The sequence below is a fragment of the Paracoccus marcusii genome (assembly GCF_006151785.1).
Lineage (GTDB): Bacteria > Pseudomonadota > Alphaproteobacteria > Rhodobacterales > Rhodobacteraceae > Paracoccus > Paracoccus marcusii.
In genome coordinates this window covers 15,710-35,343 of the sequence record NZ_VDDD01000020.1, presented here as the reverse complement: position 1 = coordinate 35,343, position 19,634 = coordinate 15,710, and the positions used below count along the sequence as shown (strand labels likewise).

Annotated in this window: 20 protein-coding genes and 1 tRNA gene; 7 read left to right on the top strand and 14 right to left on the bottom strand. The window is 67.4% G+C overall.

The annotated features are described in order from the left end of the window. Positions 1 to 712: GlxA family transcriptional regulator (locus FHD68_RS05280; RefSeq protein WP_139085336.1), on the top strand; the 712-nt coding region annotated here is incomplete at its 5' end. Positions 713 to 839: 127 nt separating this feature from the next. Then, complete coding sequence (locus FHD68_RS05275) at positions 840 to 1,952, top strand: Hint domain-containing protein (RefSeq protein WP_127898253.1); 1,113 nt, start codon at positions 840 to 842, stop codon at positions 1,950 to 1,952. Here FHD68_RS05275 and ftsY read toward each other — a convergent pair. The 6 genes from ftsY to FHD68_RS05245 all read right to left on the bottom strand — a co-directional run bounded on the left by ftsY (position 1,949) and on the right by FHD68_RS05245 (position 8,623). Further along, positions 1,949 to 2,956 (bottom strand): signal recognition particle-docking protein FtsY, encoded by a 1,008-nt coding sequence (gene ftsY / locus FHD68_RS05270; protein WP_127898252.1) that lies wholly within the window; start codon positions 2,954 to 2,956, stop codon positions 1,949 to 1,951. The two genes, FHD68_RS05275 and ftsY, sit on opposite strands and share 4 nt — an antisense overlap. Before the next feature lie 107 nt (positions 2,957 to 3,063). Beyond that, entirely contained in the window at positions 3,064 to 4,662 is a 1,599-nt protein-coding gene (pgi, locus tag FHD68_RS05265) for a glucose-6-phosphate isomerase (protein ID WP_127898251.1), read from the bottom strand. Between the two features lie 9 nt (positions 4,663 to 4,671). Continuing rightward, positions 4,672 to 5,343 carry a 6-phosphogluconolactonase gene (gene pgl, locus FHD68_RS05260; RefSeq protein ID WP_205963213.1) on the bottom strand — a complete coding sequence of 224 codons (672 nt, stop codon included), beginning with the start codon at positions 5,341 to 5,343 and terminating at the stop codon, positions 4,672 to 4,674. A 2-nt stretch (positions 5,344 to 5,345) separates the two neighbouring features. Then, entirely contained in the window at positions 5,346 to 6,791 is a 1,446-nt protein-coding gene (gene zwf / locus FHD68_RS05255; protein ID WP_127898249.1) for a glucose-6-phosphate dehydrogenase, read from the bottom strand. 60 nt (positions 6,792 to 6,851) lie between these two features. Next, positions 6,852 to 7,391 (bottom strand): RSP_2648 family PIN domain-containing protein, encoded by a 540-nt coding sequence (locus tag FHD68_RS05250; protein ID WP_127898248.1) that lies wholly within the window; start codon positions 7,389 to 7,391, stop codon positions 6,852 to 6,854. Then, positions 7,391 to 8,623: an RSP_2647 family RNA methyltransferase gene (locus FHD68_RS05245; RefSeq protein WP_127898247.1), complete on the bottom strand. Its 1,233-nt coding sequence runs from the start codon at positions 8,621 to 8,623 to the stop codon at positions 7,391 to 7,393. The genes FHD68_RS05250 and FHD68_RS05245 overlap by 1 nt, the downstream gene beginning before the upstream one ends. 122 nt (positions 8,624 to 8,745) lie before the next feature. On the opposite strand from FHD68_RS05245, the gene edd reads away from it, so the two are divergent. Continuing rightward, the gene (edd, locus tag FHD68_RS05240; RefSeq protein WP_127898246.1) at positions 8,746 to 10,548 is read left to right on the top strand and encodes a phosphogluconate dehydratase; all 1,803 of its coding nucleotides are present in this window, start codon (positions 8,746 to 8,748) and stop codon (positions 10,546 to 10,548) included. A gap of 4 nt (positions 10,549 to 10,552) precedes the next feature. Here edd and FHD68_RS05235 read toward each other — a convergent pair whose 3' ends face one another. Beyond that, positions 10,553 to 11,416, bottom strand: coding sequence for a LysR family transcriptional regulator (locus FHD68_RS05235; RefSeq protein ID WP_167550368.1), 864 nt, complete (start codon positions 11,414 to 11,416; stop codon positions 10,553 to 10,555). 137 nt (positions 11,417 to 11,553) lie between these two features. Between FHD68_RS05235 and FHD68_RS05230 the strand changes: the two genes are divergently transcribed. After that, a complete protein-coding gene (locus tag FHD68_RS05230; RefSeq protein WP_127898244.1) occupies positions 11,554 to 11,796 on the top strand; it encodes a DUF1127 domain-containing protein in 243 nt (80 codons plus the stop codon). Here FHD68_RS05230 and FHD68_RS05225 read toward each other — a convergent pair. The 6 genes from FHD68_RS05225 to FHD68_RS18935 form a co-directional block, all read right to left on the bottom strand. Next, complete coding sequence (locus FHD68_RS05225; RefSeq protein WP_127898243.1) at positions 11,793 to 12,257, bottom strand: arsenate-mycothiol transferase ArsC; 465 nt, start codon at positions 12,255 to 12,257, stop codon at positions 11,793 to 11,795. The genes FHD68_RS05230 and FHD68_RS05225 overlap by 4 nt on opposite strands. Before the next feature lie 4 nt (positions 12,258 to 12,261). Continuing rightward, entirely contained in the window at positions 12,262 to 12,741 is a 480-nt protein-coding gene (locus FHD68_RS05220) for a UPF0262 family protein (RefSeq protein WP_139085332.1), read from the bottom strand. Next, positions 12,738 to 14,051 carry a histidinol dehydrogenase gene (hisD, locus tag FHD68_RS05215; RefSeq protein ID WP_127898241.1) on the bottom strand — a complete coding sequence of 438 codons (1,314 nt, stop codon included), beginning with the start codon at positions 14,049 to 14,051 and terminating at the stop codon, positions 12,738 to 12,740. Before hisD ends, FHD68_RS05220 begins: the two co-directional genes overlap by 4 nt. A 116-nt stretch (positions 14,052 to 14,167) precedes the next feature. After that, entirely contained in the window at positions 14,168 to 14,644 is a 477-nt protein-coding gene (locus FHD68_RS05210; protein ID WP_045999462.1) for a DUF2948 family protein, read from the bottom strand. 3 nt (positions 14,645 to 14,647) lie between these two features. Continuing rightward, positions 14,648 to 15,919, bottom strand: coding sequence for a UDP-N-acetylglucosamine 1-carboxyvinyltransferase (murA, locus tag FHD68_RS05205; RefSeq protein ID WP_127898240.1), 1,272 nt, complete (start codon positions 15,917 to 15,919; stop codon positions 14,648 to 14,650). After that, entirely contained in the window at positions 15,919 to 16,089 is a 171-nt protein-coding gene (locus FHD68_RS18935; protein WP_164871412.1) for a hypothetical protein, read from the bottom strand. Before FHD68_RS18935 ends, murA begins: the two co-directional genes overlap by 1 nt. A gap of 137 nt (positions 16,090 to 16,226) precedes the next feature. Between FHD68_RS18935 and FHD68_RS05200 the strand changes: the two genes are divergently transcribed. From FHD68_RS05200 to FHD68_RS05190, 3 genes are all read left to right on the top strand, one after another. Next, positions 16,227 to 16,301, top strand: a tRNA-Thr gene (locus FHD68_RS05200). A 90-nt stretch (positions 16,302 to 16,391) separates the two neighbouring features. Then, complete coding sequence (locus FHD68_RS05195) at positions 16,392 to 17,075, top strand: DUF6538 domain-containing protein (protein WP_139085330.1); 684 nt, start codon at positions 16,392 to 16,394, stop codon at positions 17,073 to 17,075. A gap of 78 nt (positions 17,076 to 17,153) precedes the next feature. Then, positions 17,154 to 17,696, top strand: a complete 543-nt coding sequence (locus FHD68_RS05190; RefSeq protein WP_127898238.1) for a DUF6680 family protein — start codon at positions 17,154 to 17,156, stop codon at positions 17,694 to 17,696. Between the two features lie 284 nt (positions 17,697 to 17,980). Here the strand turns inward: FHD68_RS05190 and FHD68_RS05185 are convergent, their stop codons facing one another. Then, positions 17,981 to 19,633: a gamma-glutamyltransferase gene (locus tag FHD68_RS05185; protein ID WP_341872749.1), complete on the bottom strand. Its 1,653-nt coding sequence runs from the start codon at positions 19,631 to 19,633 to the stop codon at positions 17,981 to 17,983. Between the last annotated feature and the right edge of the window lies 1 nt (position 19,634).

Genomic DNA, 19,634 nt, shown 5'->3' with positions numbered 1-19,634 from the left:
CGAGGCGACGCGCCCGGTGCTGGCCTGGCTGCGCCGGCAGGCGCGCGGCGGCGCGGCGATGGGGGCGGTCTGCACCGGCACCTGGATCCTGGCCGAGGCCGGGTTGCTGGACGGCCGCAAGGCCACCATCCACTGGGAGAACCACGACGGCCTGGCCGAGGCCTTCCCCGAGGTCGACCTGTTCCGGTCGGTCTTCGTCCATGACGGCAACCGGCTGACCGCGGCGGGCGGGACCAGTTCGATCGACCTGATGCTGCACCTGATCGCGCTGGCGCAGGGGGACGCGCTGGCCGCGGACGTGGCCGACCAGATGCTGCACACCGCGATCCGAACCGACCAGGACAGCCAGCGCCTGTCGATCCCCACCCGCATCGGCGTGCGCCATCCGCGCCTGGCCGCCGTCATCGCCCGGATGGAGGCGAACCTGGAGGACCCGGTCAGCCCTGCCCAGCTGGCGCTGGACGCGGGCATGTCCACCCGGCAGCTGGAACGCCTGTTCCGCCGCTATCTGAACCGCAGCCCCAAGCGGTACTACATGGAAACCCGACTTTCCCGCGCCCGCAACCTGCTGATGCAGACCGAGATGTCGATCATCGAGATCGCCCTGGCGTCCGGGTTTTCCAGCCCGTCGCATTTCTCGAAATGCTATCGTGCGCAATATGGCAGCACGCCCTATCGGGAACGCGGCACCTCGGCGTCGATCCCGGCCTGAGCTGCGGAAATCGTTAACTTTTCCTGAATCGGTTAACCAAGCGTTAACCATTGTCGCCCTAGGGTCCGGTACTGCCCGGTGACATGTGACTGCCGGGTCCGTTCGACCGGCAGCACAAGGGTTTTCCATGGAACATACGATCACGGTCCTGACGATCAGCAATGTCATCCCGGCAGGCGGCATCGGCTTGCTGGCCGACGCCCCGTGGTCGAACGGCGCGCCGATCGTGATGAATGACCCGGTCCTCAGCACGATCGTGATCAGCGATGACGACGACGCGTTCCGCAGCGGCACCTATACATACGATGAGACGGACCAGCTTCTGGTTCATGACGCGGTCTTTGGTCATGGGGACAATGCAAAGATCACCCCTGCGGGAACGCAGATGTCGAACTTCGTCGCCTCGATCATCACCTCTGACGCGGAAGACAGCTATGTCGTCATGTATCCGCGCAGCTACGAGCATTATGGCGCCGGCATCGAATTCGGGGGCCGCCAGTCGCTTCTGATCTTCCCCATTCCCGATGACAACGGGATCGAGCCGGTCTTCGACCCAGGGGCGCGCTATACTTATGCAGGCGTTCGCAGCTTCGGGCCGGGTGACGACGCCCAGCCCTGGCCTGCCCCCACGGCTTCGGCCTGTTTTGCGCAGGACACGCTGATCCAGACGGCATCCGGGCCGTGCAGGGTCCAGGACCTGCGTCCCGGCACGCTTTTGCGGACGATGGACCACGGATATCAGCCGGTCCTGTGGATCGGTCATCGCCGGATGCAGGCCCGCGATCTGGACCAGCGCCCCGACCATCGGCCAATCCGGATCGCGGCCCATGCCCTGGGCCCCGGCCAGCCCGGGCGCGATCTGGTCGTGTCGCCCCAGCATCGGCTGATGATCCGCTCTCCCATCGCCGAGCGCATGACCGGCGAGGCGGAGGTTCTGGTCGCGGCGCGTCATCTGGTGGGCCTGCCGGGCATCACGGTGCAGGGCGAGCGTTGCGACGTCACCTATTGGCACGTGCTGCTGGCCGATCATCAGGTGCTGGTGGCCGAGGGCGCATGGGCGGAAAGCCTGCTGCCCGGTCCCGTCGCCCTGCGCGCCCTTGGGGCGCAGAACGCCCGGCGGATCAGGCAGCTGACGGCGGGACGCGCACTGACGCCCGCGCGGCCGCTGCTGTCGGGTCGCCATGCCCGGCGCCTGGTGCAGCGGCACGACCGCAACCGCAAGGCGCTGCTGGACGCCTAGAGACCGACCAGGGCGCGGGCGAATTCGTCCGCATCAAAGGCGTCCAGGTCGTCGATCTGTTCGCCCACGCCGATCGCGTGGATCGGCAGGCCGAAGCGGTCGGCCAAGGCCACCAGCACGCCGCCGCGCGCCGTGCCGTCAAGCTTGGTCATCACCAGTCCCGAGATATTGGCCAGCTTGCGGAAGGTCTCGACTTGGCTCAGGGCGTTCTGGCCGGTGGTAGCGTCCAGCACCAGCAGGGTGTTGTGCGGCGCGTCGGGGTCCTTCTTTCGGATCACGCGGACGATCTTGGCCAGCTCCTCCATCAGGTCCTGGCGGTTCTGCAGGCGGCCGGCGGTGTCGATCATCAGCAGGTCGGCGCCCTCGGCCTCGGCCCGGACCATCGCGTCCCATGCCAGGCTGGCCGGGTCGCTGCCCTGCGGCGCGACCATCACCGGCACGCCGGCCCGCTGACCCCAGACCTGCAGCTGTTCGACCGCCGCGGCGCGGAACGTGTCGCCCGCGGCGATCACCACCGACTTGCCCGCGGCGCGGAACTGGCTGGCCAGCTTGCCGATGGTGGTCGTCTTGCCCGCGCCGTTGACGCCCACGACCAGCACCACCTGCGGCTTCTTCGGATAGATCGGCAAGGGGCGCGCGACCGGAGCCATGATGCGCCCGATCTCGGCCGCAAGAAGCTGCTTCAGCTCGGTCGAGGAGATGCGCCGGCCCATGCGCCCCTCGGCGATGTTGGCTGTGACGCGCAGGGCCGTCTCGACGCCCAGATCGGCCTGGACCAGCATGTCCTCCAGTTCCTCCAGCATCTCGTCGTCCAGGGCGCGGCGAGGCTCCTCGACCTGCGCCTCGGCGCGGCCGAACAGACGTCCGACCAGCCCCGACGGTTCGGGCGCCGCGGCAGGGGCGACGGGGGCCGTCGCGGTCTCTCCGACGATATCGTCCAGCCCCGCCCCGATCTTGGAGGAGGACCGCGTCAGCCGCTCTCGCAGTTTGGTAAAGAACGCCATGATCCGACCTTTCGCTGTGCCGGGCGGACCCTACCCGCTTGCGGCGCCAAGGAAAAGCCGCCCCGACGGATCGGGGCGGCTTTGATGTCCCACGGTTCGGGCGCGCGTCAGCCGCGCATCTGCCGGATCAGCCCCGCCAGCCTCTCGGTCGAGGGGTCGTGGCCGGGCGCGGCCTCTCCCTTCAGCAGCGGTTCGACCTTGAGGGCCAGTTCCTTGCCCAGCTCGACCCCCCACTGGTCAAAGCTGTTGATGCCCAGGATCACGCCCTCGACGAAGACACGCTGTTCGTACAGCGCGACGATCTGGCCCAAGGCGAAGGGGGTCAGCTGCTCCATCAGCAGCGTGGTCGAGGGCCGGTTGCCGGGGAACACGCGATGGCGGGCCTGACGGTCCAGTTCGGCACCCTCAAGGCCCTTGGCCTGCATCAGGGCGCGCGCCTCATCCAGCGACCGGCCCCGCATCAGCGCCTCGGACTGCGCCAGGCAGTTGGCGGCCAGCAGGATGTGGTGATGCGTCAGGTCCGGCTCGTGCCCGCGCGCGGCAAGGATGAACTCGCAGGGGACGGGCATCGTGCCTTGGTGGATCAGCTGATAGAAGGCGTGCTGGCCGTTCGTGCCGGGTTCGCCCCAGACGACGGGGCCCGACACGACCTCCAGATCGCTGCCGTCCATGGCCACGCGCTTGCCGTTCGATTCCATCTCCAGTTGCTGCAGATAGGCGGGCAGGCGCATCAGGCGGTTGTCATAAGGCAGCACCGCGCGGGTCGGATAGCCGCAGATCTGGTGATGCCAGATGCCCGTCAGGGCCAGCATCACCGGCAGGTTCTGCGCCGGTTCGGCCGTGCGGAAATGCGCGTCCATCGCCGCGCCGCCGGCCAGGAACTGGTCGAACGCCTGCGGCCCCACGGCCAGCATCAGGGACAGCCCGATCGGGCCCCAGACGGAATAGCGTCCGCCGACCCAATCCTCGAAGCCGAAGACACGGTCTTCGGCGATTCCGAAATCGGCGGCCTTGGCGGCGGCGGTGGACAAGGCCACAAACTGTGCGCCCGGATCGGTGACCGAGGCGGCCATCCAGTTGCGAGCCGTCTGGGCGTTGGTCATCGTCTCGATGGTGGTGAAGGTCTTGGAGGCGACGATCACCAGCGTCGTGGCCGGGTCCAGCCCCTTCAGCGTGTCGGCGATGTCGGCACCGTCCACGTTGCTGACGAAATGCGTGCGCGGCCCGTCGTGATAGGGCGCCAGCGCCAGCACCGCCATGGCCGGGCCAAGGTCCGACCCGCCGATGCCGATATTGACCACGTCGGTGATGCGACCGCCCTGCCCCGCAAATCCGCCGTCGCGGACCTGGGTCGCAAAGCGGGTCATGCGCTGATGCGTCTCGCGCACGGCGGGCATGACGTCCTGGCCGTCGACGGTGACGCTGCCCTGCAGGTTGCGCAGCGCGGTGTGCAGGACGGCGCGGCCTTCGGTTTCGTTGATCTTCTCGCCCGCGAACATCGCGTCGCGGCGGGCCGCCACGGGGGCCGCCAGTTCCAGCAGCAGATTACGCGCGCCCGCGTCGATCATCGTCTTGGAATAGTCGAAGGTCAGTCCGTCCGCCTGCACCCGGTAATCGGTGGCGCGGTCGGCGTTGAACAGCGCCTCGATCCGTCCCGACCCCTGGGCCTTGCGATGATCCTTGAGGCGGTTCCAAAGTGCGGTCATGTCAGTTCCTCATTCGGCCCAATGGACGGTGGCCTGGTCAAGAAAGGCGCGGATCGGCGCCTGCATCGGGTCCGACTTCTGCGCGCGCTCCAGCGCTTCGCGCTTTTCGGGGCCCATGATCAGGACGTGGATGTTCAGCGCGTCGGCCAGGACCGGTCGCGTCAGGGTGATGCGCGGCTCCTCGGCGCCATCGGCGCGGATGGCCATGACGGGAGGCGCGCCTGCGGCCATCGCGGCCTCCAGGTGATCGGCGCCGGGGAACAGGCTGGCGGTGTGCATGTCGTTGCCCATGCCCAGCAGAACCACCGTCAACGGCAGCGTCGGCGCCAGCTGCTCTGCCAAGCCATCGGTCGCCAAATCGGGCGAGGCGTCGCCGGTATAGAGGTCGATATACTCGGCCGCGGCCGCCTTGTCCTTGAGCAGGTGGCGCCGCAGCAGGCGAGAGTTCGACCGCTTGTGATCGCCGTCCACCCACCGTTCGTCGCCCAGGACGACGGTGACGCGGGACCAGTCCAGATCGGTGCCCGACAGCGTCTCGAACACGGGCGCCGGAGAGGTGCCGCCCGGCACGCACAGAGTGGCGCGGTCATTGCCACGCAGATGCTGCGCCAGCTGCGAGGCGATGCGGTCCGCGACCGACAGGGCCAGCATCTCGCGGTCGGGGTATTCCTTGAAATCCATGCTCATGCCCTGATCTCCCTCCAGCGACGGTTGTCGCGGTGCATCAGGCGCAACGCCTCCTCGGGCCCCGAGGATCCGCTGTCATAGGGTTCGGGCCGGCGCTTGCCCTCCTCCCAGGACTTGATGATCGGGTCGGTCCAGGCCCAGGCCGCCTCGACCTCGTCACCGCGCATGAACAGCGTCTGGTTGCCGCGGATCACGTCCATAATCAGCCGCTCGTAGGCGTCGGGCATGTCCGCGCCCTCCGGCCCCAGGGCATCGGCAAAGGACATATCCAGCGGCACCTGCACCAGGCGCATGCCGCCCGGCCCCGGCTCCTTGATCATCACCTTGAGGTTCATGCCCTCGTTCGGCTGCAGGCGGATGACCAGCTCGTTGGCCTTGGGATGGCCGCTGTCGTCAAAGATCGAATGCGGCGGTTCCTTGAAGGTGATCGCGATCTCGCTGGTCCGCGCGCGCAGCTTCTTTCCGGTGCGCAGATAGAAGGGCGTGCCCTGCCAGCGCCAGTTGGAGATGCGAACCTTCATCGCGACATAGCTTTCGGTCCGCGAATCGGGGTCCTCGGCGTCGGTCAGATAGTCGCTGCCCTCGCCCTGGTACTGGCCGCGGACGATGTCCTTGGGCTCCAACGGCTCCAGCGCGCGGATCACCTTCAGCTTTTCGTCGCGCACGGCGTCGGGGTCGAAGTGATAGGGCGGCTCCATCGCGATCAGGCACAGAAGCTGCATCATGTGGTTCTGGACCATGTCCCGGATCGCGCCGGACTTGTCGTAATAGCTGCCGCGTCCGGCCACGCCCACGGTCTCGGCCACGGTAATCTGGACGTGGTCCACGTATTGCGCGTTCCACAGCGGTTCGAACAGCACGTTGGCAAAGCGCACCGCCATCAGGTTCTGGACGGTTTCCTTGCCCAGGTAATGGTCGATCCGATAGATCTGCTGTTCGTTGAAATGCTGCGCCAGCGTGGCGTTCAGCGCCTTGGCGCTGGCCAGATCGCGGCCGAAGGGCTTTTCCACCACGATGCGGCTGTCGTCATCGGCGATGCCGTGGCCCGCCAGACGCTCGGCGATGTCGCCGAACAGCGCCGGCGCGACCGAGAAATAGAACGCATGGACCGCGCCCTTGCGCATCCGGTCCTTCAGCGCCTGCCAGCCGCCCTCGCCCTTGGCGTCGATGGGGACATAGCCCAGCAGGCCCAGGAACTCGGTCAGCTGCTGGTCGTCCGCCTTGGCGCCCGCGAACTCGCAGATGGCCTTGGACGCCTCGGCGCGGAAGGCGTCGTCGTCCTGGTCGGTGCGCGCGGCGCCGATGATCTGGCTGGTGGCCGGGAACTGTCCCGCCTTGAAGCGCCGGTAGAGACCGGGCAGGATCTTGCGATGGGCCAGATCGCCCGTGGCGCCAAAGATCACGAGGTCGAAGTCATCGACCGGAATGACACGAGAGACCATGCTGTCCTCCTGTTGGGTGGCGTTCGCCTTACCCCTTGTTAGCGATAACAGCAATGCCGTTCAACCTTTCACTGCACGCGCCAGCCGCGGAAGCCGACAGCGCTTCAGCATCTCGGCCATGCTCATGGCACCGCCCGCCGCCTCCGCACGGTCGCGGGCGGCCTGCAGCGCGGACAGGACCGCGGGCCGGTCGCGCGCCAGTAGATCCAGCAGGAACGCATCGGGATGGATGGCGCGCAGGCCCAGCACGGCCATCATCCGCTGCGGAAAATCGCGCAGGTTCGCGGTGACGATCAGGGATGCGCACCCGGCCAGGGCGGCCTCGACCACATGGCGGTCGCCGGGGTCGGGAAAGTCTAGGTCGATCGCCGCCTGACCGTCATTGGGCTGCACCGCCTGCGGAAAGCGCAGGCGCAGCAGCGCGATCTGGGCCCCCGCGACGCTTTCGGCATCGGGACCGATGCGGGCGGCGGCGCGGTGCCATTCCTCCAGGATGCGGTCCGACCAAAGCGCGTGGTAAACCCCCGCCTGCGCCAGATCGGTCAGGATCTCGCGCAGGATGGTGGGGAACAGCACATTGGCGTCCAGGACGGCGCGCATCAGTCCAGCCGGAAGAACAGCGCCTTGAGATAGCCCGTCTCGGCCAGCTGCGGCAGGGTCGGATGGTCGGGCCCGGCCTGACCCGTGTGGATCAACACCCCGCGCCGCCCGCCGCGTCCGATGCCGCGCGCGCTGACGTTGCGGAAGGCGGTCAGGTCGGCGGCGTGCGAACAGCTGCACAGGACCAGATAGCCACCCGGCGCGACCAACGGCGCGGCCATCTTGGCCACCCGCTCATAGGCGCGCAGGCCCTTCTCCAGCGCGGGCTTCGACGGCGCGAAGGCCGGCGGGTCGCAGACCACCACGTCGAAGGTCCGCCCCTGTTCGGCTAGGGCCTCCAGCGCGTCGAAGGCATCCGACTGCTGCGTCTCCAGCCGGTCCGCGGCACCCATGGCGGCTGCACCGCCCCGTGCCAGCTCCAGCGCAGGCGCGCTGCCGTCGATGCAGAGCGCGCTGTCGGCCCCCGCCGCCAGCGCCGCCAGGCCGAAACCACCCACATGGCTGAACACGTCCAGGACCGACCCGCCATCCACCAGCCGCTGTGCGAAGGCGTGGTTCGGGCGCTGATCGAAGAACAGGCCCGTCTTCTGCCCGCCCAGAAGGTCGGCCAGATAGGTCGCGCCGTTCATGCGGACCTGGACCGGGCCGGATGGGGCGGTGCCGCGGATGACCTCCAGCCGCTCGGCCAGACCTTCCAGGCCCCGCGACCGGCCCTGCCCGTTCAGGACGACCGTGGAGACGCCCGCGACGTCGATCAGCGCATCGGCGATGTCCTCGGCCATGCCGTCGGCCCAGGCCGCGTTGGGCTGGATCACGGCCGCGTCGCCGAAGCGGTCGATGACCAGGCCCGGCAGGCCGTCGGCCTCGGCATGGACCAGACGATAGAAAGGCTCGTCATAGATCCGCTCGCGCATCTGCAGGGCGCGGGTCAGGCGCGCGCGCAGCCAGGCGCCGTCGATCACCGCGCCCGGGTCGGTGTCCATCACGCGGGCGATGATCTTGCTGACCGGGTTCACGGTCACCAGGGCCAGCAGCTGACGTTCGGCATCCTCCAGCACGGCCAGGCCGCCGGGGGGCAGCGCCTTGGTGCGGCGGTCCAGCACCGCCTCGTCGGCAAAGACCCAGGGGAAGCCGTGGCGGATCGCCTGCGGCTTGGATTTCGGGCGCAACCGGATCACGGCACGATCGTTGGGATGGCCGGCGGTCTGGTCGTCGCTGTGCAGTTCGCTCATGGCAAAACTCCTTTTGCGGTCGATCTGACATTTCCCACCCCCGCGCACAAGGCTGGCCACCGCCGATGGTTGAACCGTTAACGCTAACGGCGTATAGTGCCGCAAAGCCAGAGGAGGCACCCATGACCCTTCACGCCATGATCGACCGCGTCACCGACCGCATCCGCGAGCGGTCCCATGACAGCCGCAGCGCCTACCTGGCCAAGATCGCCCGTGCGGCGCAGGACGGCCCGGCCCGTGCGCACCTGTCCTGCGGCAACCAGGCCCATGCCTATGCCGCGATGGACGACAAGGTCGACATGGCGACGACGCGAAAGCCCAATATCGGGATCGTGACGGCCTATAACGACATGCTGTCAGCGCATCAGCCCTTTGAACGCTATCCCGACGTGATCCGCGCCGCGGGCCGCGCGGCGGGGGCCACGGTGCAGGTCGCGGGCGGCGTCCCGGCCATGTGCGACGGCGTGACGCAAGGCCGCCCGGGGATGGAGCTGTCGCTGTTCTCGCGCGACGTGATCGCCCTGGCCGCCGGGGTGGCCCTGTCGCATGACTGCTTTGATTCGGCGCTGTACCTGGGCGTCTGCGACAAGATCGTGCCGGGGCTGATCATCTCGGCCGCGACCTTCGGGCATATTCCGGCGGTCTTCGTCCCCGCGGGTCCGATGCCCTCGGGCCTGCCCAATGACGAGAAATCCAAGGTCCGCCAGCAATTCGCCACCGGAGAGGTCGGTCGCGACGAGCTGATGAAGGCCGAGATGGCCAGCTATCACTCGGCGGGCACCTGCACCTTCTACGGTACCGCAAACACCAACCAGATGCTGATGGAGTTCATGGGCCTGCACCTGCCTGGCTCAAGCTTCGTGAACCCGAACACGCCGCTGCGCGAGGCGCTGACCGTGGCCGCGGTCCAGCGCGCGGCGCAGATCACCAATCTGGGCAACGAATACACTCCCGCCGGTCAGGTGCTGGACGAACGCGCCTTCGTGAACGGCATCGTCGGCCTGATGGCCACGGGCGGGTCCACGAACCTGGTCCTGCACCTGCCCGCCATGGCGCGGGCTGCGGGCGTCATCATCGACATCGCCGATTTCCACGACCTGTCGGAGAATGTGCCGCTGATGGCGCGGGTCTATCCCAACGGGCTGGCCGACGTGAACCATTTCCACGCGGCGGGGGGCCTGGGCTACATGATCGGGCAGCTGCTGGAGGCGGGCCTGCTGCATCCGGACGTCAAGACGATCACCGGGTCGGGGCTGGACAGCTATGTCCGCGAACCCAAGCTGGACGGCGACACCATCCGGTGGGAGGACGGCGCGCGCACCACGCTGAACGACCGCATCCTGCGCCCCGCCAGCGATCCGTTCGCAGCCACGGGCGGGCTGAAGCAGCTGCAGGGCAACCTGGGCCGCGGCGTCATCAAGATCAGCGCCGTCGCCCCCGAACGCCACCTGATCGAGGCCCGCGCCCGCGTGTTCCAGGACCAGGAATCGGTCAAGACCGCCTTCCGCGCCGGCGAGTTCACCGAGGACACGATCGTCGTCGTCCGCTTTCAGGGGCCGCGCGCCAACGGCATGCCGGAACTGCATTCGCTGACCCCGACGCTGGCGGTCCTGCAAGACCGCGGCCTCAAGGTCGCGCTGGTCACCGACGGGCGCATGTCGGGCGCGTCGGGCAAGGTGCCTGCCGCGATCCACGTCTCGCCCGAAGCGGCGATGGGCGGTCCGCTGGCGCGGCTGCGCGACGGCGACCGGGTGCGGCTGGATGCGGCGAACGGCACGCTGGAATGCCTGGAGGCCGATTTCGACAGCCGCGATGCCGCCGTCTTCGACCCCAAAGGCAGCCGCGAGGGCCTGGGACGCGAGCTGTTCGCGGCCTTCCGCGCCAATGCCGGGCCTGCGACCGAAGGCGCGGGCGTGGTGGTCTGATCCGTCAGGCGGCGGCGGCGACCTCACAGACGACGCGGCGCAGATAGCCCGCGAAGTCCGAGGCCGTCCGCCGCGCCGGGCCGTCCGTCACATAGACGTTCAACCAGGTCGGCGGCAGCGGCGGCAGCCCGCCGCCATGTTCCACATCCTCCAGCCCCGCCTGCGGAATGCCGCGGGGGCGCACGGTGACGCCCAGATCGGCGGCGGCCAGGATGTGCCAGTTCTCGTCCCCGCCCTCTCCGGCAGGGTGGGTCCAGGCGATCCCGGCCGCGTCCAGCGCCGCGATGGCCGCCGGGTAATAGGCGCAATGCGACGATGTCGCCAGGGCCAGCGGCCGCTCCTGCCAGGCGCTACCGCCGACCGCGCCGACCCAGGCCAGATCGACCTTGGCCAGATGGATCGCGCCCGCCGGTGCCTCGAATTCGGTGGTCAGGATGACGTCGTGTTCGCCCCGCCGCATCTGCGCCCGCAGGTCCTTGGTCCGGGCGTCGCGCATGACCAATTCAACCCGCGGGTAATCCTTGCGAAAGGCGCGCACGGTCTGGGCGACCTTGGCAAACAGCCAGTCGCTGCTGAGACCCACGCGCAGCTTCTGTTCGGGCTGCAGCCCGGTATAGCGCGACAGGATCGCATCGTTCAGCGCCACCAGCTTGCGGCTTTCGCCCAACAGGTCCTGCGCGAAATCCGACAGGATGACCCCCCGGCCGACCTTGGCCAGCATGGGACGGCCGAACACCTCCTCCAGCCGCTTCATCTGCATCGACAGGGCGCTTTGCGTCATGTTCAGCGCCTCGGCCGCCCGGGTGACGGCACCGTATTCGGCGACCGCCTGCAAGGACCGCAGCGTCGCGATATCCAGATTGCGCATCATCCATTTTCCCTGATGGATCACATCAAAACCATTCGTTTCACAAATACGCCCCCGGACGATATTCATCAACTGGAAAGATGATCGGAACAATATCCATCATCGCTGATGATGTATTCAATCAAGGAGGCTGAACGATGACCCAGAAGAACGCCCTGCTGCGCGTGGTGACCGGCCATGGCATCCTGCCCCGCCCTTGGTGGGTGGAACGCGTATTGACCATGTTCGATGTACGCCGCACCCGGATCGACCTGTCGCGTCTGTCCGACGACCAGCTGCGCGACATCGGGCTGACCCGCGACGACGTGATCGCCGAAATGTCCCGCCCCATCTGGGACGTGCCCGCCCATTGGCGCCAGGACCGGGACGTCCGCTGCTAGGTGGGGTCGTGCGGCGGGCCGAAGCGGGCGCGCATCCGCGTCTCGATCTGGTCGCGGGTCTGGCGATAGGCCGCCAGCCGCGCCTCGCGCCCTTCGGCAAGGCCGGTCGGGTCCATGATCGGCCAGTATTCCACGTCCAGATGCGCATGACGCGTCATTTCCAGCGCCATCCGCTGGCTGGCCGGCGACAGGGCCACGATCAGGTCGAACTGGCCCAGGTCGTCGCCCCAGTCCTGCATCTCCTCGAAGCTGCGGCTGCGGTGGTTGGCCAGCGGCACGCCGATCTCGTCGCAGACGGCGATTGCGAAGCCGTCGACCTCCATGTCGTTCTTCACGCCCGCCGACTGGACATAGGCCGCGCGACCATAGAACTTCTTCATCATCCCCTCGGCCATGGGCGAGCGGATGGAATTGTGGTCGCAGCAGAACAGAACCGATGAGGGGATCTTGTCCTGCGTCATCGGATCAGCCCTGCGGGATCAGCGCACAGATCAGGGTGAACAGGCGGCGCGCGGTGTCGATGTCCAGGCTGGCCTTGCCCTCCAGCCGCTCCTGCAGGGTGCGCGCGCCTTCGTTGTGGATGCCGCGCCGGGCCATGTCGATCACCTCGATCTGGGCGGGGGGCAGGCGCTTGACCGCGTCGAAATAGCTTTGGCAGATCTGGAAATAGTCCTTGACCACCTGCCGGAACGGCCCAAGGGACAGGTGGAACTCGGCCACCTTGGTCGCATCCTCGGCGGTGACGTCGAAGACCAGCCGCCCTTCGCGGATGCACAGCTCCAGCACGAAAGGCCCGTCTGGCGCGGCACCCCCGTCGCGGCCGGGAACGGCAAAGCTGTTGTCCTCGATCAGATCGAAGATGGCGACGCGCCGCTCCTGCTCCATTTCCGGCGTGGCCGGGGCGATGGCGCTGTCGTCAATCTCGATCCGGGTGATGCGGCTCATTCCAGCGGTCTTTCGTTCAGTGTCCCGAGCCGAGCCTGAACCGAAGCGCCATGCGCCTGCAAGCCCTCGGATGCGGCCAGACGCACCGCGGCGGGACCGATCGCGGCCAATGCCCCCGGCGTCAGCCGCGCCATGGTCGTGCGCTTGAGGAAATCCATCACCGACAGGCCGGAACTGAACCGCGCCGACCGTGCCGTGGGCAGGACGTGATTCGGGCCGCTGACATAGTCGCCCACCGCCTCGGGCGTATGCGCGCCCAGAAAGATCGCGCCGGCGTGGATGCATTTGGCCGCCAGCCCCTCGGGGTCGGCCACGCACAGTTCCAGATGCTCGGGCGCGATGCGGTTCGACAGGGCTGCGGCCTGATCCAGGTCATCCACGACGATCAGCGTGCCGTAATCACGCCAGCTGGCCCCCGCAATGGCCGCGCGATCCAGCGTCGGTATGATCCGCTCGACCTCGGTCGCGACCGCTCGGGCCATGGCGGGGTCGGTGGTGATCAGGATCGACTGCGCATCCGCGTCATGCTCGGCCTGCGCCAGCAGGTCCCAAGCCAGCCATTCGGGGTTCTGGTCCGCGTCCGTGATGACCAGAACCTCGGACGGGCCCGCAATCATGTCGATGCCCACGCGGCCGAACACCTGCCGCTTGGCCGCGGCGACATAGGCGTTGCCGGGACCGGTGATCTTGTCGACCGGCGCGATGGTGTCCGTGCCGTAAGCCATCGCCGCCACCGCCTGCGCGCCCCCGATGCGATAGATCTCATCCACCCCCGACAGCTGCGCCGCCAGCAGGACCAGCGGGTTGATCACCCCGTCCGGCGTCGGCACGCAGATAACCAGCCGTTCCACCCCCGCGACACGCGCCGGGATCGCGTTCATCAGCACGCTGGAGGGATAGGCCGCCTGCCCGCCCGGCACATAGAGGCCTGCCGCCGACACGGCACTCCACCGCCAGCCAAGGGTCGCACCCTCGGGGTCGGTCCAACTGGCATCCTCGGGCATCTGGCGGGCGTGATAGGCGCGGATGCGCTCGGCCGCCAAGGCCAGGGCGGCGCGGTCCTCGGGCGTCACGCGGGCCACCTGCTCCGCGATCTCCTTGGGCGAGAAGCGCAGCGTCGCAGGCGTCAGGTCCAGCCGGTCGAACCGGGTCGTCAGATCGCACAGGGCCGCGTCGCCGCGGTCGCGGACATCGCGGATGATGGCGGTGACCGCGTCGTTCACGTCCGACGAATCCTCGCGCTTGGCACCCAGCATCGCGCGGAAGCCCTGTTCGAAATCGGCATCGGTGCTGTTCAGAAAGACCGGCATCATCATTCCCTTCGTGTTCCCGCGCGCCCCTATCCTGCGCCCCCGTCCGGCTCAAGCGTCAGGGGGCGGACAGGATGCCGCGGGCTTCGTTCTTGCCCAAAGACCCGGAAGCGGCCCTAGTCAGGATGCCGCGGTGCCTTGCCCGACACCGCCCGATGCGGGCGCGTCACGTCGCGCAGGTCCAGATTGATGCATTCCACATCGGCCAGGATGGTCCCGTCCCCCGCGAAATCCAGCGACAGGCGACCTGTCCCGTCCTCTCCAGCCTGCCAGCGGATCGCCAGCAGCGACAGGACGGTGTCCCCGTCGTGCCCGACGCCGTCGCTGACGACGCGCATCACGTCGCTGATGACCAGCACCGAACGCACGCGTTCGAATTCGCGGTTCTGCAACCGGGCGTCCGCGGCATCCTCCCACCGAAAGCGCGTGATCAGCAGCGACAGCCGCCGCGCCTTGGCATCATGACTGATGTCGGCGCCTGTCAGCACCGCATCCTGGACCAGCGAAGACAGGATGCGCAGGTCGGCCTCGTCCTCGGCCCTCAGGGCCAGCGGCCGGGGGTCGGCATCGGCGAAACGGGCATCCTCTGCCATGGATCACTCCTCCTTGACGCGTTCGATATGGGCACCCACGCCGCGCAGCTTGCGCACGACATGTTCGTAACCGCGATCCAGGTGATAGACGCGGCTGACGGTCGTCTGCCCCTGCGCGGCCATCCCGGCCAGGATCAGGCTGACCGAGGCGCGCAGGTCGGTGGCCATCACCGGCGCCCCGCGCAGCTTCTCGACCCCGGTGACGGTCGCATGGCCGCCATGAACCTCGATCTGCGCGCCCATGCGGGCCAGTTCGGGCGCGTGCATGAAGCGGTTCTCGAAGATTGTCTCCTCCAGCACCGACGTGCCCTCGGCCAGGCACATCAGGGCCATGAACTGCGCCTGCAGGTCGGTGGGGAAACCGGGGAAGGGCTCGGTCCGAACATCGACAGCGCGCACGCGGCCGTTCCTGCGCGCGACCTTGAGCCCGCGCTCGGTCTCCTCGACGCTGATCCCGGCCTCGTCCAGCTTCTCGCAGAAGGCCGCCAGCAGCTCGATCCGGCCACCCAGCAGCTCGACTTCGCCACCGCACATGGCGGGCGCCAGCATATAGGTGCCCAGTTCGATCCGGTCGGTCACCACCGGATGCGTCGCGCCATGCAGGGCCTGCACACCCTGGATGGTGATGGTCCCGGTCCCCTCGCCCTCGATCTGTGCGCCCATCGCGCGCAGGCAGCGGGCCAGATCGACGATCTCGGGCTCGCGCGCGGCGTTCTTCAAGACGGTCGTGCCGCGCGCCAGCGTGGCGGCCATCAGCGCGTTTTCCGTCGCGCCCACCGACACGACCGGGAACTCGAAGACCGCGCCCTTCAGGCCCCCCGCCGGTGCCTTGGCGTGGACATAGCCCTCGCACAGGTCCAGCGTCGCGCCCATCGCCTCCAGCGCGCGCAGGTGCAGGTCCACGGGCCGCGCGCCGATCGCGCAGCCGCCGGGCAGCGACACCTCGGCCACGCCGTCCCGCGCCAGCATCGGCCCCAGCACCAGGATCGAGGCACGCATCTTGCGCACGATGTCGTATTCCGCCCGGTGGCTGGCCATCGCATGGCTGGACAGCGCCAGAACCTGGCCTTCCTGAAGGCTGGCGACCTCGGCCCCAAGCGAGCCCAGCAGTGCGGTCATGGTGCGAATGTCGGACAGGCGCGGCGCATTGGTCAGCGTCAGCGGCTGATCGGTCAGCAGCGTCGCGGGCATCAGCGTCAGGCAGGCGTTCTTGGCACCCGCGATGGGGATTTCCCCGTGAAGGGGGCCGTTCCCCGTGACGATGATCTGGTCCATCAGCTGTCCTTGCCTGTCTCGCCGCCCGCATCCGGGGCAGTCTTGTTGTCGTCCCGATCCGCCCGCGCCCGCGCCTGTTCCTTGCGCCGTGTCAGATTCGCGCGCAGCGCCTGTCGCAGGCGTTCCTCGCGGCTGTCGGGGCTTGGCTTGTCATTGCGTCGGTCGGTCATGGCAGTCCTGTTAGCGCCGCGCGGGCCGCACGTCCAGCAAACGCACACGCCGCGCGCGATCAATCGCCAAAATCCCGAAAAATCGTTCGGACCCCCTTGCAGGGGTCGAAACCTTTGTCTAAACGCCCCCTCACGTTGCTGTGGTAGCTCAGTGGTAGAGCACACCCTTGGTAAGGGTGAGGTCGAGAGTTCAATCCTCTCTCACAGCACCATTTTTCTTGAGTATATGCAAGAACTTGTGGTAGTTCAGAGGCTTGAAGCCCCCTCAGTGGTATACAGAGGTGGCATACATGGCCCTCCGAATGCCCAGTCCGACTAAGCATCCGAAGACCGGCATCTACTATCTGACAGTCCGGTCACCTTCCGATCTGGTGCGCGCTGGCGCCCGCCCGGTCCTGAAAGAATCCCTCCGCACGAAAGACCCGGCAGAAGCCAAGCGTCGATTTTCCCTTCGCTATGAAGAATTGCAACGGGAGTGGCAGGCAATGCGCTCCGGCCCGGCGATGATCCCCTTCGCCCAGCTTGTAGCCCTTGCTGGCGAGTGGCGGCGTGAGTTGGACGCGATGGTCGAACAAGAGCCGGGAGAGACCCAGCTTTGGGCGATCCTTCGGGAGAAGACGGCTGTGCCAGATGCCACCCCCGAGGGATTGGCAAAGTGGTATGGCGACGACGCGGACAGGTTGCTTCTTCGGGCCGCGCTGAACGCAGACGATTACAGCCGCCATCGGTTCATCGGGCAGGTGCATATGGTTGCGAAAGAATGGGCTGACTTCCAACATCGCCGGTCTGAAGGCGACTTCCGCCCTGACCCGCTGGCCGAGAGGTTTCCCGCTTGGGTCCCCCCCACATTCCCCGAACAGCCGCCCTCCCCAGCTGACTTCTCAATCACCGATGCGTTCAAACTCTGGGAACGCGATCATCTCGCCAACGGGAAAGCCGAATGGTCTCACGGCGGTTTCCGTGCGGGTGGATGCTCCGGCCTTTAAGTCGTCTTTTTTCAAGCGTCCTTGCGCTGAAAGGCTCATGTGCAGAGAATAGTCGAGAATGGATTGCAGGAGAGCCGCATGGACTGGGCGTCAGTGGACTGGGCAGTAGTGATTGCAACTTTTTTCGGCCCGATCTTTGCGGTGGCCGTAACCCTTTGGCACCAAGGCCGCAGCGAAAAAAGGCAAGCGCGGCAGACTGTTTACGGATGCATGATGCGTCTTCGTCGTCACCCACTGAATCCGGAGTTTGTCGGCGCATTAAACATGGTTCCGATCTACTTTCACAAGAGCAAAGCGGTTCGCGAAAGCTACCGTGAGGTGATGCGCATGACAGAAGACGCAGGGTGGAAAAACCCAGAGACTATGGGTCTGACATTTGAGCGATTTCAAAGCGCAATCGGCCTCCTCCTGTCAGACATGTCCAAGGTGGTCGGAACGAACATCAGCCAACTAGACATCTTGCGTGGAGCATATGCACCAGAGCAATGGGCAACTGATGAAACCGAAATGCGCGAACTGCGCCGCGCGGCCTTGCAGGTCCTTTATGGTCATCGGAATGTGCCCGTCGATGTAAGGTCCCTGGTTGACCCTGCCGCGCCAACTCAACAGCAGGACATTTAGAGTAAGTTCACGTCACCCGCACAAGCCCTCCGTTGCACCTCCGAAGCCTTCCTACCATATGCCTTCAGCGCGCTGCTTGGTTTCCTTCAGTCTGGCGGGTAGGGCACGGAGGTGGTATACAAGGCTTGTCAGCGCCCTTAAATTCATTAACAAATACAGTATACTGCAACGAAATGCGCCGAGTTCAATCCTCTTTCACAGCACCATTCACCCACAGATGCACCCAGATCCCGCGCCGCAGGGTTGTTGCGTCACCCGCAGATCCTGCGGATGACGCTTGGCGATCACACGTCCGCTTCGCAGACGGCGTCGCCCCAGGGGCTCATGATCTCGGTCGCGCCGCAGTTCCGGCCCGCCTGGCGCATGACGCCCGCGGGCACGGCGAAGGCATAGGGATGGACCGTTCGCCGGGCGGTCGTCACGGGGCCTAGGGCGGCCAGCGCCTGCGCCACGTCCTGCGGCAGATCCTCGTCCATGACCGTGCCTGTCGCGGCGGAGGCGTCGATCCGCGGCGTGTGGAACGCCTGTTCCAGGTCCATCCCAAAATCCGCCATGAAGCTGACCAGGTTGGCCACCGCAGGCAGGATCTTGCGGCCGCCCGACGCGCCGATGGCGAACATCCGGTCGCCCACCTGCCCGACGGTGGGACAGACGTTCATCAGGCACCGCTTGCCCGGCGCCAGCGAATTCGGTCGACCCTGCTCGGGGTCGAACCACATGATGCCGTTGTTCAACAGCATCCCGGTCTGCCCGGACACGACATGGCTGCCGAACATCGACAGCAGGGTCTGGGTGACGTTCACCATGTTGCCGTGCCGGTCCACGACGCTGAAGCTGGTGGTGCAGGCCGGGGCGCGCGGGCTTTCCCCCGTGTCGCCCGCATGGGCCAGCCGGTCGCGATAGGCATCGCCCAGGCCTGACGCCAGCGCGGCATAGCTGGCCGCCGACGGCGCATCACCGGGATCGAAGGCCGCCTGCATCTGCTGCAGGGCCGTGACCAGTTCCGCCCCCGCGGACAGACCCGACGGCGCATGGATGACGGCATCGCGATAGCGGACCGTCCGGGGCGCACGGGCCTCTGCCTGATAGCTGCGCAGATCCTCCATCGACAGGCAGCCGCCCTTGGCGCGGACGTCGTCGACCAGCATCCGGCCGATGTCGCCGTGATAAAAATCCCGGGCACCATGTTCGGCCAGCCGGCGCAGGGTGTCCGCATGGACGCGCTGATCCAGTCGCGCGGCCGAGGCCGTGGTCCAACCGGCGATGTCGGGCCATTGCCCGTCCGCCAGGAACAGCGCCGCCGCATCGGGGTCCTGCGCCAGCTGGCGCGCCGCGGACGCGATCAACAGCGACGAATACCAGTCGAGCAGCATCCCCTCCTCTGCCAAGGCCACGGCGGGGGCCAGCAGATCGCCCCAGTCGCGGGTCCCGTACTGCCGATGGGCCAGCGCCATCCCGGCGACCGTGCCCGGCACCGCGACAGAGGTCGCGCCATAGATGTTGCGGTCGTCCCTGACGCGCGTCCAGGGAAACAGGTCCGCCGCCTGCCGCCCCGGCTCCAGCGGATAGTCGGCTGCGTCAAGGCCCGCGGGTGCGCGCATCCCGAACTCGATCGTCTCGGCCCGCTGTTCACCCGCGCGCCACAGGGTCATCATGCCACCGCCCATCGGACCCGACATCCACGGCTCGACCACGCCCACCGCGAAGGATATCGCGACCGCCGCGTCCATCGCGTCGCCCCCGGCGGCCAGGACCGCGGCGCCGACCTCGGCCGCCTTGCGATGCTGCGCGGCGACGACGCCGCCATCGGTCCAGACGACCTCCTTGCGGATGCGTTGCGTTCTGGAGAAATTCGACATGGCCTGGCCTTCCGTGATCGACATCGCCTGCGGGGGGACGCCCCGCCCCACCTGAGCGCGCCGGGCAGCGTCATGCAAG

Excerpts from the sequence above, each read along its gene's own strand:
- FHD68_RS05275 (WP_127898253.1), top strand. The coding sequence starts at position 840 with ATGGAACATACGATCACGGTCCTGACGATCAGCAATGTCATCCCGGCA.
- ftsY (WP_127898252.1), bottom strand. The coding sequence starts at position 2,956 with ATGGCGTTCTTTACCAAACTGCGAGAGCGGCTGACGCGGTCCTCCTCC.
- pgi (WP_127898251.1), bottom strand. The coding sequence starts at position 4,662 with ATGACCGCACTTTGGAACCGCCTCAAGGATCATCGCAAGGCCCAGGGG.
- pgl (WP_205963213.1), bottom strand. The coding sequence starts at position 5,343 with ATGGATTTCAAGGAATACCCCGACCGCGAGATGCTGGCCCTGTCGGTC.
- zwf (WP_127898249.1), bottom strand. The coding sequence starts at position 6,791 with ATGGTCTCTCGTGTCATTCCGGTCGATGACTTCGACCTCGTGATCTTT.
- FHD68_RS05250 (WP_127898248.1), bottom strand. The coding sequence starts at position 7,391 with ATGCGCGCCGTCCTGGACGCCAATGTGCTGTTCCCCACCATCCTGCGC.
- FHD68_RS05245 (WP_127898247.1), bottom strand. The coding sequence starts at position 8,623 with ATGAGCGAACTGCACAGCGACGACCAGACCGCCGGCCATCCCAACGAT.
- edd (WP_127898246.1), top strand. The coding sequence starts at position 8,746 with ATGACCCTTCACGCCATGATCGACCGCGTCACCGACCGCATCCGCGAG.
- FHD68_RS05235 (WP_167550368.1), bottom strand. The coding sequence starts at position 11,416 with ATGCGCAATCTGGATATCGCGACGCTGCGGTCCTTGCAGGCGGTCGCC.
- FHD68_RS05230 (WP_127898244.1), top strand. The coding sequence starts at position 11,554 with ATGACCCAGAAGAACGCCCTGCTGCGCGTGGTGACCGGCCATGGCATC.
- FHD68_RS05225 (WP_127898243.1), bottom strand. The coding sequence starts at position 12,257 with ATGACGCAGGACAAGATCCCCTCATCGGTTCTGTTCTGCTGCGACCAC.
- FHD68_RS05220 (WP_139085332.1), bottom strand. The coding sequence starts at position 12,741 with ATGAGCCGCATCACCCGGATCGAGATTGACGACAGCGCCATCGCCCCG.
- hisD (WP_127898241.1), bottom strand. The coding sequence starts at position 14,051 with ATGCCGGTCTTTCTGAACAGCACCGATGCCGATTTCGAACAGGGCTTC.
- FHD68_RS05210 (WP_045999462.1), bottom strand. The coding sequence starts at position 14,644 with ATGGCAGAGGATGCCCGTTTCGCCGATGCCGACCCCCGGCCGCTGGCC.
- murA (WP_127898240.1), bottom strand. The coding sequence starts at position 15,919 with ATGGACCAGATCATCGTCACGGGGAACGGCCCCCTTCACGGGGAAATC.
- FHD68_RS18935 (WP_164871412.1), bottom strand. The coding sequence starts at position 16,089 with ATGACCGACCGACGCAATGACAAGCCAAGCCCCGACAGCCGCGAGGAA.
- FHD68_RS05195 (WP_139085330.1), top strand. The coding sequence starts at position 16,392 with ATGCCCAGTCCGACTAAGCATCCGAAGACCGGCATCTACTATCTGACA.
- FHD68_RS05190 (WP_127898238.1), top strand. The coding sequence starts at position 17,154 with ATGGACTGGGCGTCAGTGGACTGGGCAGTAGTGATTGCAACTTTTTTC.